Annotated in this window: 16 protein-coding genes; all 16 read left to right on the forward strand. The window is 68.1% G+C overall.

The window, feature by feature from the left end:
- The first annotated feature begins 1 nt into the window (after nt 1).
- The 16 genes from ISP14_RS10885 to nuoE all read left to right on the forward strand — a co-directional run bounded on the left by ISP14_RS10885 (nt 2) and on the right by nuoE (nt 13,375).
- Nucleotides 2-814 carry a DUF899 domain-containing protein gene (locus ISP14_RS10885; protein ID WP_404539446.1) on the forward strand — a complete coding sequence of 271 codons (813 nt, stop codon included), beginning with the start codon at nt 2-4 and terminating at the stop codon, nt 812-814.
- A 61-nt stretch (nt 815-875) separates the two neighbouring features.
- On the forward strand, nt 876-1,619 hold the full coding sequence (fabG, locus tag ISP14_RS10890) for a 3-oxoacyl-ACP reductase FabG (RefSeq protein ID WP_404539449.1): 744 nt from the start codon (nt 876-878) through the stop codon (nt 1,617-1,619).
- A gap of 228 nt (nt 1,620-1,847) precedes the next feature.
- Nucleotides 1,848-2,087, forward strand: a complete 240-nt coding sequence (acpP, locus tag ISP14_RS10895) for an acyl carrier protein (protein ID WP_077483687.1) — start codon at nt 1,848-1,850, stop codon at nt 2,085-2,087.
- 196 nt (nt 2,088-2,283) lie between these two features.
- Entirely contained in the window at nt 2,284-3,522 is a 1,239-nt protein-coding gene (gene fabF, locus ISP14_RS10900; RefSeq protein ID WP_404539453.1) for a beta-ketoacyl-ACP synthase II, read from the forward strand.
- A gap of 1 nt (nt 3,523) precedes the next feature.
- Entirely contained in the window at nt 3,524-4,870 is a 1,347-nt protein-coding gene (locus ISP14_RS10905) for an aminodeoxychorismate synthase component I (RefSeq protein WP_404539456.1), read from the forward strand.
- Nucleotides 4,867-5,682: an aminodeoxychorismate lyase gene (pabC, locus tag ISP14_RS10910; protein WP_404539459.1), complete on the forward strand. Its 816-nt coding sequence runs from the start codon at nt 4,867-4,869 to the stop codon at nt 5,680-5,682. The genes ISP14_RS10905 and pabC overlap by 4 nt, the downstream gene beginning before the upstream one ends.
- Nucleotides 5,679-6,719, forward strand: coding sequence for an endolytic transglycosylase MltG (mltG, locus tag ISP14_RS10915; protein ID WP_404539462.1), 1,041 nt, complete (start codon nt 5,679-5,681; stop codon nt 6,717-6,719). Before pabC ends, mltG begins: the two co-directional genes overlap by 4 nt.
- The gene (gene tmk, locus ISP14_RS10920; RefSeq protein ID WP_404539465.1) at nt 6,716-7,351 is read left to right on the forward strand and encodes a dTMP kinase; all 636 of its coding nucleotides are present in this window, start codon (nt 6,716-6,718) and stop codon (nt 7,349-7,351) included. Before mltG ends, tmk begins: the two co-directional genes overlap by 4 nt.
- Nucleotides 7,348-8,283, forward strand: coding sequence for a DNA polymerase III subunit delta' (gene holB / locus ISP14_RS10925; protein ID WP_404539469.1), 936 nt, complete (start codon nt 7,348-7,350; stop codon nt 8,281-8,283). The genes tmk and holB overlap by 4 nt, the downstream gene beginning before the upstream one ends.
- Nucleotides 8,274-9,224, forward strand: coding sequence for a PIG-L deacetylase family protein (locus ISP14_RS10930; RefSeq protein ID WP_404539472.1), 951 nt, complete (start codon nt 8,274-8,276; stop codon nt 9,222-9,224). Before holB ends, ISP14_RS10930 begins: the two co-directional genes overlap by 10 nt.
- Nucleotides 9,225-9,309: 85 nt before the next feature.
- Nucleotides 9,310-9,663: a PilZ domain-containing protein gene (locus ISP14_RS10935; protein WP_404539475.1), complete on the forward strand. Its 354-nt coding sequence runs from the start codon at nt 9,310-9,312 to the stop codon at nt 9,661-9,663.
- A gap of 252 nt (nt 9,664-9,915) precedes the next feature.
- Nucleotides 9,916-10,272 carry an NADH-quinone oxidoreductase subunit A gene (locus ISP14_RS10940; RefSeq protein ID WP_404539478.1) on the forward strand — a complete coding sequence of 119 codons (357 nt, stop codon included), beginning with the start codon at nt 9,916-9,918 and terminating at the stop codon, nt 10,270-10,272.
- Nucleotides 10,263-10,820, forward strand: coding sequence for a NuoB/complex I 20 kDa subunit family protein (locus tag ISP14_RS10945; protein ID WP_404539481.1), 558 nt, complete (start codon nt 10,263-10,265; stop codon nt 10,818-10,820). The genes ISP14_RS10940 and ISP14_RS10945 overlap by 10 nt, the downstream gene beginning before the upstream one ends.
- A gap of 13 nt (nt 10,821-10,833) precedes the next feature.
- Nucleotides 10,834-11,565 (forward strand): NADH-quinone oxidoreductase subunit C, encoded by a 732-nt coding sequence (locus ISP14_RS10950; RefSeq protein WP_404539485.1) that lies wholly within the window; start codon nt 10,834-10,836, stop codon nt 11,563-11,565.
- 4 nt (nt 11,566-11,569) lie between these two features.
- A complete protein-coding gene (locus tag ISP14_RS10955) occupies nt 11,570-12,826 on the forward strand; it encodes an NADH-quinone oxidoreductase subunit D (RefSeq protein ID WP_404539489.1) in 1,257 nt (418 codons plus the stop codon).
- 21 nt (nt 12,827-12,847) lie between these two features.
- Complete coding sequence (nuoE, locus tag ISP14_RS10960) at nt 12,848-13,375, forward strand: NADH-quinone oxidoreductase subunit NuoE (protein ID WP_404539491.1); 528 nt, start codon at nt 12,848-12,850, stop codon at nt 13,373-13,375.
- Nucleotide 13,376 lies beyond the last annotated feature (1 nt).

The following is a 13,376-nucleotide window of genomic DNA, read 5'->3' on the forward strand; positions in this document are numbered from 1 at the left end:
CATGACCATGCACACCATCGGAACCCGCGCGGAGTGGCTTGCCGCACGGCTTGAATTGCTGGAAGCGGAAAAGGAACTGACCCGGCGCGGCGACGAGCTGGCGCGTCAACGGCAGGCACTGCCGTGGGTGCGGGTGGACAAGGACTATCGCTTCGACACCGACACGGGCAGCGCCACGCTGGCGGACCTGTTCCAGGGACGCTCGCAGCTGCTGATCTACCACTTCATGTTCGGCCCCGACTACACGGCGGGCTGCCCGTCCTGCTCGGCGATCGCGGACGGATTCAACGGGTTCGCCGCGCATCTGGCGAATCACGACGTGACGCTGATGTCGGTGTCGCGCGCGCCGCTGGCCAAGTTGCAGGCGTACAAACGGCGGCTGGGCTGGACCTTCCCCTGGGCTTCCTCGTTCGGCAGCGACTTCAATCTCGATTTCGCGGTGGGCATCACCGAGGCGCAGCAGCGCGAAGGCGGAGCGGAGTACAACTATCGACGCGAGGCCGCCGCGCAGGACCCGCAGACACCGGATGGCCCGAGCACGCAATTCGGCGGCGAACATCCGGTGTCGCAGTTCGCACGGATGTGCGGCACCGACCCCTTCACCTACATCCGCGAACGGCCCGGCATGAGCGCATTCGTGCTCGAGGATGGCGTCGTTTACCACACGTACTCCACCTTTGCGCGCGGCTTGGATGCCTTGTGGGGCATGTACCAGTGGCTCGATCGCGCGCCCCGGGGGCGCAATGAAGCAAACGGCATCTGGTGGCGGCGCCACGACGAGTACGTCGAGGCCGCACCGGCCTGCTGCCGATAGCGTGGAGCGCGGTCCCGTTTCCGTGTAAGGTTCGCGGCTTCGATCCTCACGGAACACGGCGATGGACAAGACACTGACGGGCGAGATCGCGCTGGTGACCGGCGCCAGCCGCGGCATCGGCGCGGCGATCGCGGACGAACTGGCCGCGATGGGCGCCACGGTGATCGGCACGGCCACCAGCGAAAGCGGTGCCGCCGCGATCGGCGAACGGCTGGCCCCGCACGGCGGCCACGGCCGCGTGCTGGACGTGGCCAACTCGGCTGCGGTGGACGCGCTGATCGACGGCATCACCAAGGAGTTCGGCGCGGTAAGCATCCTGGTCAACAATGCCGGCATCACCCGCGACCAGTTGCTGATGCGCATGCCCGAGGCGGACTGGCAGGCGATCCTCGACACCAACCTCAGCTCGGTGTTCCGCACCTCGAAGGCAGTGATGCGCGGCATGATGAAGGCGCGCAAGGGCCGCATCATCTCGATCGCCTCGGTGATCGGCCTCACCGGCAACCCCGGCCAGTCCAACTACGCGGCGGCCAAGGCGGGCATCATTGCGTTCTCCAAGTCGCTGGCGCGCGAGATCGGTTCGCGCGGCATCACCGTGAACGTGGTGGCGCCGGGCTTCATCGACACCGACATGACCCGCGCGCTGCCGGAGTCGGCGAAGGAAGGCCTGTTGAACCAGATCGCCCTGGGCCGGCTTGGCGAAGCCGGCGACATCGCCAAGGCCGTGGGCTTCCTCGCGTCGCCGGCCGCGGCCTACATCACCGGCGAGACGCTGCACGTCAACGGTGGCATGTACATGCCCTGAGCGGGCCCGGCAGTTTCAAACGCCGCCGTTTCCATACGGCGACGCATGCCGGGACTGTCGCGCGTGGCGGCGTTTTCGGCGACAATTGTCTTTTCGCGTCGGCCGGAGGCCGGCGTTGCGACACCCGCGGCGGATGCGTGGCGGCTTCGCGGCTTAGCCACTACAATCCGCCGGTCTTGCCGGCCGCGGGCCGGCGCACAACACATTCCCCGTGGGAGGTTTTGCAACATGAGCACCATCGAAGAGCGCGTCAAGAAGATCGTCGTCGAGCAGCTGGGCGTGAAAGAGGATGAAGTCACGGCGAACGCCTCGTTCGTGGACGACCTGGGCGCCGACTCGCTCGACACCGTCGAGCTGGTGATGGCCCTCGAGGAAGAGTTCGAGACCGAGATTCCGGACGAAGACGCCGAGAAGATCACCACCGTGCAGCAGGCCGTGGATTACATCAAGGCCCACACCAAGGAGTGATCGAGCGTTGGCAGGACGGCGCGATGCGCTGCTGCCCACGTAGCGATACCGGAAGCTGCGCCGACAAGGCGCAGTTTTCGTTTCTGCAATCTGCAACGTCCGATCCCGTATGGTACGTGGCGGCGTCGGGCACCCGCGATTTGCGGGGAATGGCCGCGCGACGGCCGCGCCCTCCGAGACACGAAGGAACAACAGCATGAGCAAGCGACGCGTGGTAGTGACCGGCATGGGAATCATCTCGCCGGTCGGCAACGATCTGGTCACCGCCTGGGACAACATCCTCAAGGGCGTCAGCGGCATCGTGCCGGTCACCCATTTCGATGCCACCGCCTATGCCACCCGCATCGCCGGCCAGGTGAAGGACTTCGATCCGACGCAGTGGGTGTCGCCCAAAGACGTCAAGAAGATGGATCCCTTCATCCAGTACGGCATCGCCGCGGGCACCCAGGCGCTGCGCGACTCCGGGCTGGAAATCACCGAGGCCAACGCCCCGCGCATCGGCGTCGCGGTGGGCGCCGGCATCGGCGGCCTCAACACCATCGAGGACACCTCGATCGAACTGCACGAGAAGGGCCCGCGCCGCGTGTCGCCGTTCTTCGTGCCCAGCTCGATCATCAATATGGTTTCGGGCTACCTGTCGATCATCTTCGGCATCAAGGGCCCGAACGTTGCCTGCGTCACTGCCTGCACCACGGCCACGCACAACATCGGCCTGGCGGCGCGCATGATCCAGTACGGCGACGCCGACGCGATGATCGCCGGCGGCGCCGAGTTCGCCACCACCGGCACCGCCATGGCGGGCTTCTGCTCGGCCAAGGCCATGTCCACCCGCAACGACGAGCCGACCAAGGCCAGCCGTCCGTGGGATAAGGACCGCGATGGCTTCGTGCTGTCCGACGGCGCCGGCGTGCTGATGCTGGAGGAATACGAGCATGCCAAGGCGCGCGGCGCGCGGATCTACGCCGAAGTGGTCGGTTTCGGCATGAGCGGCGACGCCTTCCACATCACCGCGCCCAGCGAAGGCGGTGAGGGCGCGGCGCGCTGCATGGAGAACGCGCTGAAGGACGGCGGTATCAACCCGTCCGAGGTGCAGTACGTCAATGCGCACGGCACCTCGACGCCGCTGGGCGACCTGGGCGAGGTGCTGGCCGCCAAGCGCGTGTTCGGCGACCACGCCTACAAGTTGGCGATGAGCTCGACCAAGTCGGTTACCGGCCATCTGCTGGGCGCCGCCGGCGGCGTGGAGGCGATCTTCAGCATCCTCGCGATGCGCGACCAGGTGTTGCCGCCCACGATCAACCTCGACGAGCCAAGCGAGGGCTGCGACCTCGACTTCGTCCCGCACACCGCGCGCGAGGCCAAGCTGGACGTGGTGATCTCCAACTCCTTCGGCTTCGGCGGCACCAACGGCACGCTGGCGTTCCGCCGCGTCTGACGTGGCACTCCATCGAACCCTGCACGGCCGGCGCGATCTGCTCGCGCCGGCCGCTGCATTTCCGGGGCGCTATCCCTGCTTGCTGCAGAGCGTGCTGCATGGCACGCCGCAGGCGCGTTTCGACATCTTGTTCGCGTTTCCGCAGGACAGCCTGACACTCACGGCGGACGGCGGCGTCCGCAACGCCGCGGGCGAGGTCGTCGGTGCGCGCTTCCTCGATGCACTGGATGCCGCATGGCAGGCCGAGCGCCTGCCGCGCGAGGACGACGGCCTGCCGTTCCATGGCGGTTGGGCATTGCTGCTGGGCTACGAGCTCGCGGGCGAGGTCGAACCGAAGCTTCGCCTGCGTGCCGATGCCACGCTGCCGGTGGGGCTGGCTTTGCGTTGCCCCGCGGCGGCCATCGTCGACCATGCGCGCGGTTGCACCGTGCTGGTGGCCGAGACGGGCAGCGAACACTTGCTCGACCTGCTGGCGGCCGACCTGGAGACGCAGTCTTCGATACCCGCGCTTCCTGCACCGGCGCGATGGAGCGAGGACGAACCGCAACACTTCCTCGACGGCGTGGCCCACATCCATGAACACCTGCAGGCGGGCGACATCTTTCAGGTGAATCTGTCGCGCGCGTGGCATGCGCACTATGCGCAGGCGCCGACGCCGGCGGCTTTGCATGTCGCGCTGCGCCGTGCGAACCCAGCGCCGTTCGCGGGCCTGCTGCAGCAAGCCGACTGGGCCATCGCCAGCTCCTCGCCGGAACGTCTGGTGGAGGTGCGCGACGGTGTGGCGCAGACGCGACCGATCGCCGGCACCCGCCCACGCACGGCGGGCGACGACGATCTCGCGCGCATCCGGGAGCTCGCCGCGCATCCCAAGGAGCGCGCCGAGCACGTCATGCTGATCGACCTCGAACGCAACGATCTCGGGCGCGTCTGCGCGCCTGGCACGGTCGAGGTGGACGAACTGATGACGGTGGAAAGCTACGCCCACGTGCACCACATCGTCTCCAATGTGCGCGGACGCCTGCGCGCGGGCGTGACGCCGGGCCAGGTGATCGCTGCGGTGTTCCCCGGCGGCACCATCACCGGTTGCCCGAAGGTGCGCTGCATGGAGATCATCGCCGCGCTGGAAGACGCGCCGCGCGGCGCTTACACGGGCGCGCTGGGCTACCTCGATCGCAACGGCGACCTCGACCTCAATATCCTGATCCGCACGCTGGCGCTGGTCGGCGACACGGTGAGTCTGCGCGCAGGCGCCGGCATCGTGGCCGACTCGGTGGCCGAACGGGAGCTGGAGGAGACGCGCGCCAAGGCGCGCGGCTTGCTGCGCGCGCTGGGGGCGGCGGACGCATGATGCTGGTCGACGGCCAGCCGCAGGATGCCGTTTCCGCGCTGGATCGCGGCCTGTTGTACGGCGACGGCTTGTTCGAGACGATCCGTTTCGTGGGCGCCGTCGCGCCGTTGTGGTCGCGGCATATGCAGCGGCTTACCAACAGCTGCGAACGCTTGCGCCTGCCCGTGCCCGATCCCGCGCTGCTATGGCGCGAGGCGCAGGCGGCGCGTGGCGACATGGCGCATGCGGTATTGCGCATCACGCTTACCCGCGGCGTGGGCGCGCGCGGCTACGCCATGCCCGCGGCGCCGCAGGCCACCCGCATCGTGGCGGCGTTCCCGATGCCGGCGCTGGACGCTGCGGCGTTTCGGGACGGCGTGCGGCTGCAGCTGTGCGAGACGCGTCTCGGCGAGCAGCCACGGCTGGCCGGCATCAAGCACCTCAACCGGCTGGAGCAGGTGCTGGCGCGAGCCGAATGGAATGATCCGGCGATCGCCGAAGGCCTGCTGTGCGACATGCACGGCAACGCGATTTCGGCCACCGCGGCCAACCTGTTCGCGGTGATCGACGGTGTGCCGGTGACGCCCGCGCTGGAGCGCTGCGGCGTGGCCGGTGTGTTACGTGCCGAGTTGCTGGAGGCGCTGCCGCGGGTCGAGGTGCGCGACCTGCCGCTGCAGGAGTGCCTGGGGGCCGGCGAACTCTTCCTTAGCTCCAGCGTTCGCGGCATCCTGCCGGTTCAGGCCGCGGGTACCAAGATGTTTGCCCCCGGCCCGGTGGCCCGCGCGATGCAGGCGCATTGGCGCGGACTCGGCTTTCCGATGGAGCAGGCATGAATCGCAAGACCCAGCGCGGACGCGCATTCTGGCGCAACACGATCCTGGTGCTGCTGCTGGCGCTGGCCGGCGCCGCGGTCTGGGGCTGGCGCGACTTCAGCCATTTCAGCGATGCGCCGCTGCATGTCTCCGCGCCTGGCGAAAGCATCGACATAGGCCGCGGCAGCAGCTTCAAGGAGATCGTGCGCCAGCTGCGCAACCAGGATCTGAGCGCCGCCTCGCCGCTTTACTGGCGCCTGCTGGCCATGCAGATGCAGGTGGCTGGCCGCTTGCACGCTGGCGAATACGCGACGCCGGCCGGCATCACTCCGCGCCAACTGCTCGCCAACATGGCGGCGGGCAGGGTGCTGCAACGCAATGTCACCATCGTCGACGGCTGGACCTTCCGCGACCTGCTCACGGCGCTGGGCAAGGCGGAGAAGCTGAAGCACGAAACCGCCGGCCTCGACACCGCCGCGATCATGCAGCGGATCGGCGCGCCAGCCGAGCAGCCGGAAGGCCGTTTCCTGCCCGAGACCTATGCCTACGTGAAAGGCGACAGCGACCTCGACATCCTCAAGCGTGCGCACGCGGCGATGGCGAAGACGCTGGACGAGCTGTGGCCGCAGCGAGACAAGAGCCTGCCGCTGACCACGCCTTACGAGGCGCTGATCCTCGCCTCCATCGTGGAGAAGGAAACCGGCCGCGCCGACGAGCGTGCGAAGATCGCCGGCGTATTCGTGCGCCGCCTCGAGACCCACATGCTGCTGCAGACCGATCCCACCGTGATCTACGGCATGGGCGAGAGCTACCAGGGCAAGATCCACAAGGTCGACCTCACTACCGACACGCCGTACAACACCTATACCCGGCCGGGCCTGCCGCCCACACCGATCGCACTGCCGGGCAGGCCTGCGATCATGGCGGCGCTGCATCCCGAACCTGGCACCGCGCTGTATTTCGTGGCGCGCGGCGATGGCACCCATGTATTCGCCGACACGTTGGCCGAGCAGAGCCGCAACGTGGCCTGCTACCAGTTGAAGAAGTGCAGCCAATGACCGGACGCGGCCGTTTCATCACGCTGGAAGGCGGCGAAGGCGCGGGCAAGAGCACCTTGCTGGCCGGCCTGCGCACGCATCTGGAAAGCAGTGGCGTCGACCTGCTGCTCACCCGCGAGCCGGGCGGTACCGCATTGGGCGAGGCGGTGCGCGCGATCGTGCTCGATCCGGCGCGGCACGAGCTGTGCGCCGAAAGCGAACTGCTGCTGATGTTCGCCTCGCGCGCGCAGTTGGTGCGCGAGGCTATCGAACCCGCGCTGGCGGCGGGTCGCTGGGTACTGTGCGACCGCTTTGTGGATGCCAGCTACGCCTATCAGGGCGGCGGCCGCGGCCAGCCGGCCGAGCGCATCGCCGCGCTGGAGCAATGGGCATGCGCCGGGCTGCAGCCCGACCTCACCTTGCTGCTCGATCTGCCGGTGAGCACGGGCCGTGCCCGCGCCGCGGGCCGCGGCGCGGCGGACCGCATCGAGATCGAGGCCGACGGCTTCTTCGAACGCGTGCGTGACGCTTATCGCGCGCGCGCCGCGGCCGAGCCGCAACGCTTTCGCGTGATCGACGCCGGCCAACCGGTCGAGACCGTGTTGCGCGATGCCGTCGCCGCCACTACCCATCTGTTCGGGGCGCCGGTATGAGCGCGATGCCATGGCATGCGGCGGACTGGGTACGACTGCAGGCGCGCCGGCAGCGCGATGCCTTGCCGCATGCCTTGCTGCTGTGCGGCCCGGCCGGGCTGGGCAAGCGCGTGTTCGCCCAGCGTTTCGTGCGTGGCCTGCTATGTGCACGCGCGCAGGACGGCGAGGCCTGTGGACAGTGCCGCAGTTGTCTGCTGCTCGATGCAGGCACGCATCCTGATGTGGTCACGCTCAGCTTCGGCCTGCGCAAGGACGGCACGCCGCGCACCGAGATCGTGATCGAGCAGATCCGCGAGCTGTCCGCGCGGCTGGCGATGAGCAGCCAGTTCGGCGGCTGGCAGGTGGCCTTGATCGATCCTGCCGACGCGATGAACGCGGCGGCGGCGAATGCGCTGCTGAAGACCTTGGAGGAGCCGGCCGGGCAGACCTTGCTGGTCCTGCTGGCCGATGCGCCCTGGCGCTTGCCGCAGACGATACGCAGCCGCTGCCAGCGCATCGAGTTCACGGTGCCGGCTGTCGACGAGGCGCGGACCTGGCTGGAAGGGCAGGGTGTGGCGCAGGCGCAGGTTGCGCTGGATGCGGCACTGGGCAATCCCGGGCTGGCTCTGGCCTGGGCGCAGGAGGGAGCGCTGGAGCGCCGTATCGAGGTGCGGCGCGATCTGGCCGCGCTGGCTGCCGGCCGCGGCCAGGTCACGGAGATGGCGCGGCGCTGGCTCGACGACGAGGCGGCGCAGCGCCTGTGGTTCGCCGCGCAAGCCGTGGCCGATGAGCGGCGCGCCCAGGCCGTGCAGGCTGCGGCGCCGCTCGCCAGCACCATGGATGGCGAAGCGCTGGCGCACTGGTACGACGCCGCCAACCGCACCCGCGATGCCTTGCGCGGCCCGCTGCGCGGCGACCTGCTGCTGCTGGAATTGCTCGCGCAATGGCGCTGACGGCCGCGCCGCAGGCGTCGCCGCTGCCGCTTTTCACGGCGCAGACCCGCCTGCTGGTGGTGGCGCCGCACCCGGACGACGAGACGATCGCGAACGGCCTGCTGATCCAGCGCGTGCGCGCGGCCGGCGGCGCGGTGCGTGTGCTGCTGCTCACCGATGGCGACAACAACCCCTGGCCGCAGCGCTGGCTGGAACGCCGCTGGTTCATCCGCGCGGCCGAACGCGAACGCTGGGGCCGCCGTCGCCGCGCCGAACTGGAAGAGGCGCTGCGCCGGCTGGATGTACCGGCCACGGCATTGCGGTCGCTGGGCTGGCCGGACATGGGCGTGCTCGACCGCCTGCTGCAGCCGGGACAGCGGGCGCTGGCCGAACTGGCGGGGGTGCTGGACGACTTCGCCCCCGACCTGGTTGCCCTGCCGGCGCTGGGCGATCGCCATCCCGACCATGGTGCTGCCCACGTGCTGGTGCGTATGGCGCTGGCCATGCGGGGCCGTTCGCCAGCCCTGCTCGGCTACTTGATCCACGGCCGCGACGAGGGCCCGCTGTCGCCGGGGGAAACCGGTACGCCGGCGCAACAGGCCGCCAAGCGCCAGGCGCTGGCGGCTTACGCCACCCAGCTGGCCCTGAGCGGCGGACGCATGCGTCAGCTGGCCGAACGCCCCGAGCGCCATAGCTCGCCGGCGACGACATCCGCCACGGTGCGCTGCTTGCCGTGGCGGCCATCGCCGCTGCTGTGGCCGCGCCTGCGGCTGAGCGCGGCCAGCAGCTCCGGCCTGGCGCAGCAATGGCCGTGGCATGCCGCGCCGCTCCGGCGCGATGGACAGGGCGGCTGGCAGCTGGCGTGGCCGGCGGCGCGGGCAGGGGATGCCTGTTTCGTGCGCTTGTCGCTGGCGCTGCCGTCGCCGTGGATCTTCGACCACTGGGGCTGGCGCGAAGTGTGAGAGCGGTGCTTTGCGTGCCGCGCCATGGTGGTTAGCATGGCAACCGCCGCCGTACCGGTGGCCGAGACACCGTCCAGGAGCCCGCATGAACCCCGTCGCCGCCCGCCAGGGCATTATCTCGCTGAAGATCAGGGACGCTGCCTCGCTGTACAACGCCTACATGCCGTTCCTGCGCAATGGCGGCCTGTTCGCGCCCACCGCCCAGCCTTATGCGCTGGGCGACGAGGTGGTGCTGCTGGTGAGCCTGGCCGACGAAAGCGAGCGCCTGTCGGTGGTGGGCAAGGTGGTGTGGATCTGCCCGCCCGGTGCGCAGGGCAATCGCACCGCCGGCATCGGCATCCATTTCAACGACTCGCCGGATGCCGAGGTGGCGCGCCAGCGCATCGAGAACATGCTCGCCGGCGTGCTCAATTCGGAGCGCCCCACCCACACGATGTGACGATGCCGTGATGCGTGGCGCATGAGTGGTTTCATGCCTTGTCGCTGCGCGTCAAGCTGTTGTGGTGTCGGCATGCGCTGATACAATGCGCCGGTTCACGACCCCCGTATCGTGGAGAGTCGGACGCCCGCGGTTGTCACCCGACGCGAGCGTGGCCGCAAGGCCCGTGGCCCTGGTGGCCTGCCGAAACGAATTGCCGGACCGTCACCCCACGGTCACTGATGCGTCGATGGCGCGGAGGTAGGTTGCATCGTGATTGCCGAATACTGGCCTGTACTGCTTTTCATCGGCGTGGCCGCCGGCCTTGGCATCGTCCTGCTCGTGATCGGCATGCTGGCCGGCAAGCACCGGCCGGATGCGGACAAGCTTTCGCCGTATGAGTGCGGCTTCGAGGCCTTCGAGGATGCCCGTGCGCGTTTCGACGTGCGCTACTACCTGCTGGCCATCCTGTTCATCATCTTCGATCTGGAAATCGCCTTCCTGTTCCCCTGGGCGGTGGTGTTCAAGCAGATCGGCATCGTGGCGCTGATCGAGATGGCGCTGTTCCTGCTGCTGCTGGTGATCGGTTTCGCCTACGTCTGGAAGAAGGGAGCACTGGAATGGGAGTGATCTCCTCCATCGACAAGGTGATGCACAACCCGCAGCCGCTGGATGTGGTTGACGACATCCTGCGCCCGGCCGGCGACAACCCGGTCATGCAGCGCGGCTTCGCCACCACCAGCGTGGATGCGCTCATGAACTGGGCACGCACCGGCTCGATGTGGCCGATGACCTTCGGCCTGGCCTGCTGCGCGGTGGAGATGATGCACGCCGGCGCCGCGCGCCTCGACCTCGACCGCTACGGCGTGGTGTTCCGCCCCTCGCCGCGCCAGTCCGACGTGATGATCGTGGCCGGCACCCTGGTCAACAAGATGGCTCCCGCGTTGCGCAAGGTCTACGACCAGATGCCCGAGCCGAAGTGGGTGATCTCGATGGGCAGCTGCGCGAACGGCGGCGGCTACTACCACTATTCCTATTCCGTGGTGCGCGGCTGCGACCGTATCGTGCCGGTGGACATCTACGTGCCGGGCTGCCCGCCCACGGCCGAAGCCCTGATCCACGGCATCCTGCAGTTGCAGAAGAAGATCCGCCGCACCAGCACCATCGCCCGCGGCTGAGGCACGAGCCATCATGACCGATACCCCAAAGACCTCGCTGGCCGAGCGCCTCGCCGCGCGGTTCGGCGACACGCTGAAGATCAGCGTCGTCCGCAACGAAACCACTGCCGAACTGTCGGCGGCCGACCTGCTTGCCGTGGCCACTGCGCTGCGCGACGAGCCGGGCTTCCGCTTCAGCGAGCTGGTCGACGTATGCGGCATCGACTACCTCGGCTACGGCCAGACCGAGTGGGACACCACCGACGTCACCAGCACCGGCTTCTCGCGCGGCGTGGAAGGCGAGGCGATGGGCCGTTTCGACTGGGCCGACCGCCCGCGCGACGTGAACCATCCGCGCCGTTTCGCCTCCGTGATGCACCTGCTCTCCGTCGAGCACAACCAGCGCCTGCGCCTGCGCGTGTTCTGCGAGGACGACAGCCTGCCGCTGGTGCCGTCCGTCTGCGGCATCTGGCCTGGCGCCAACTGGTTCGAGCGCGAGTCGTTCGACCTCTACGGCATCGTCTACGACGGCCACCCGGACCTGCGCCGCATCCTCACCGACTACGGCTTCGTGGGACATCCGTTCCGCAAGGATTTCCCGCTGATCGGCAATGTCGAGGTGCGCTACGACCCGGAGCAGAAGCGCGTGGTGTACGAACCCGTGACGTCGGTGGTGCCGCGCGTGCTTGTGCCGCGCGTGATCCGCGACGACGCCGACCTCATGCAGGCCAAGGCCGAAGCCGCCGACGACTGGCGCAGGAACTGATTCGATGGCCCAGGAAATCCGCAACTACACGATGAACTTCGGCCCGCAGCATCCCGCTGCGCACGGCGTGCTGCGCCTGGTGCTGGAAATGGACGGCGAAACCATCGTCCGTGCCGACCCGCACGTGGGCCTGCTCCACCGCGGCACCGAGAAGCTGGCCGAGTCCAAGCCGTTCAACCAGTCGATCGGCTACATGGACCGCCTCGACTACGTGTCGATGATGTGCAACGAGCACGCTTACGTGCGCGCCATCGAGGGCCTGCTGGGCATCGAGGCGCCGGAGCGCGCGCAGTACATCCGCACGATGTTCGACGAGATCACCCGCATCCTGAACCACCTGATGTGGGTGGGCTCGAACGCGCTCGATCTCGGCGCGATGGCGGTGTTCCTGTACGCGTTCCGCGAGCGCGAGGAACTGATGGACGTCTACGAGGCGGTGTCGGGCGCGCGCATGCACGCCACCTACTACCGTCCGGGCGGCGTCTACCGCGACCTGCCGGGGAAGATGTCGCAGTACCGTGAATCGCCCTGGCACAAGGGCAAGGACCTGCAGCGCCTGAACAGTTGGCGCGAAGGCTCCATGCTGGATTACCTCGAGGCCTTCACCGACGACTTCCCGAAGAAGGTGGACGAGTACGAGGACCTGCTCACCGGCAACCGCATCTGGAAGCAGCGTACCGTGGGCATCGGCGTGATTTCGCCGGAACAGGCCCAGGCCTGGGGCATGACCGGCGCGATGATCCGCGGTTCGGGCATCGCCTGGGATCTGCGCAAGAAGCAGCCCTACGCGAAGTATGCCGAGATGGATTTCGACATCCCGGTGGGCGTCAACGGCGACTGCTACGACCGCTACCTGGTGCGCGTCGAGGAGATGCGCCAGTCCAACCGCATCATCAAGCAGTGCGTGAAGTGGCTGAAGGCCAACCCCGGCCCGGTGATGGTGGACAACTACAAGGTCGCCCCGCCGAAGCGCGAGGAGATGAAGGAGAGCATGGAAGCGCTCATCCATCACTTCAAGCTGTTCACCGAAGGCTACGGCGTGCCGGCCGGCGAGATCTATGCCGCGGTCGAGGCGCCCAAGGGCGAGTTCGGCTGCTACCTCGTCTCCGACGGCGCCAACAAGCCGTTCCGCGTGCACCTGCGCGCGCCGGGCTTTGCCCATCTGTCTTCGATCGACGCCATCGTGCGCGGGCACATGCTGCCCGACGTGGTGGCGATGATCGGCACCTACGACCTCGTGTTCGGCGAAGTGGATCGCTGAGCCGGCACGACGGAGAAACGCATGAAAGCCACCGGACATTACGACCAGGTCAAGAACGTCGATCCGCTCGTCGCGCTCACCGAGCACACGCGCCATCACATCGACCATTGGCTGACCAAGTTCCCGCCGGACCGCAAGCGCTCGGCGCTGATCCAGGCGCTGTTTGCCGCGCAGGAACAGAACCACGGCTTCCTCACTGACGAGCTCATCACGGCGGTGGCGAAATACCTCGACCTGCCCGCGGTGTGGGCTTACGAGGTGGCCAGCTTCTACTCGATGCTGGAAACCAAGCCGGTGGGCCGCAACAACGTGGCGATCTGCACCAACATCTCGTGCTGGCTCAACGGCGCCGAGGACCTGGTGAAGCATTGCGAGAAGAAGCTGGGCATCAAGCTCGGCGAGAGCACCCCGGACGGCCGCATCTACCTCAAGCAGGAGGAAGAGTGCATCGCCGCCTGCGTGTATGCGCCGGCGATGACGGTGAACGGCCACTACCACGAGCGGCTCACCCCCGAGAAGCTCGACCAGATTCTGGACGGCCTGGAGTAAG

Source organism: Dyella agri (assembly GCF_044904705.1).
Classification (GTDB): Bacteria; Pseudomonadota; Gammaproteobacteria; order Xanthomonadales; family Rhodanobacteraceae; genus Rhodanobacter_A; species Rhodanobacter_A agri.

Coding starts and splice junctions, on each gene's coding strand:
- ISP14_RS10885 (WP_404539446.1), top strand. CDS start 2: ATGACCATGCACACCATCGGAACCCGCGCGGAGTGGCTTGCCGCACGG.
- fabG (WP_404539449.1), top strand. CDS start 876: ATGGACAAGACACTGACGGGCGAGATCGCGCTGGTGACCGGCGCCAGC.
- acpP (WP_077483687.1), top strand. CDS start 1,848: ATGAGCACCATCGAAGAGCGCGTCAAGAAGATCGTCGTCGAGCAGCTG.
- fabF (WP_404539453.1), top strand. CDS start 2,284: ATGAGCAAGCGACGCGTGGTAGTGACCGGCATGGGAATCATCTCGCCG.
- pabC (WP_404539459.1), top strand. CDS start 4,867: ATGATGCTGGTCGACGGCCAGCCGCAGGATGCCGTTTCCGCGCTGGAT.
- mltG (WP_404539462.1), top strand. CDS start 5,679: ATGAATCGCAAGACCCAGCGCGGACGCGCATTCTGGCGCAACACGATC.
- tmk (WP_404539465.1), top strand. CDS start 6,716: ATGACCGGACGCGGCCGTTTCATCACGCTGGAAGGCGGCGAAGGCGCG.
- holB (WP_404539469.1), top strand. CDS start 7,348: ATGAGCGCGATGCCATGGCATGCGGCGGACTGGGTACGACTGCAGGCG.
- ISP14_RS10930 (WP_404539472.1), top strand. CDS start 8,274: ATGGCGCTGACGGCCGCGCCGCAGGCGTCGCCGCTGCCGCTTTTCACG.
- ISP14_RS10935 (WP_404539475.1), top strand. CDS start 9,310: ATGAACCCCGTCGCCGCCCGCCAGGGCATTATCTCGCTGAAGATCAGG.
- ISP14_RS10945 (WP_404539481.1), top strand. CDS start 10,263: ATGGGAGTGATCTCCTCCATCGACAAGGTGATGCACAACCCGCAGCCG.
- ISP14_RS10950 (WP_404539485.1), top strand. CDS start 10,834: ATGACCGATACCCCAAAGACCTCGCTGGCCGAGCGCCTCGCCGCGCGG.
- ISP14_RS10955 (WP_404539489.1), top strand. CDS start 11,570: ATGGCCCAGGAAATCCGCAACTACACGATGAACTTCGGCCCGCAGCAT.
- nuoE (WP_404539491.1), top strand. CDS start 12,848: ATGAAAGCCACCGGACATTACGACCAGGTCAAGAACGTCGATCCGCTC.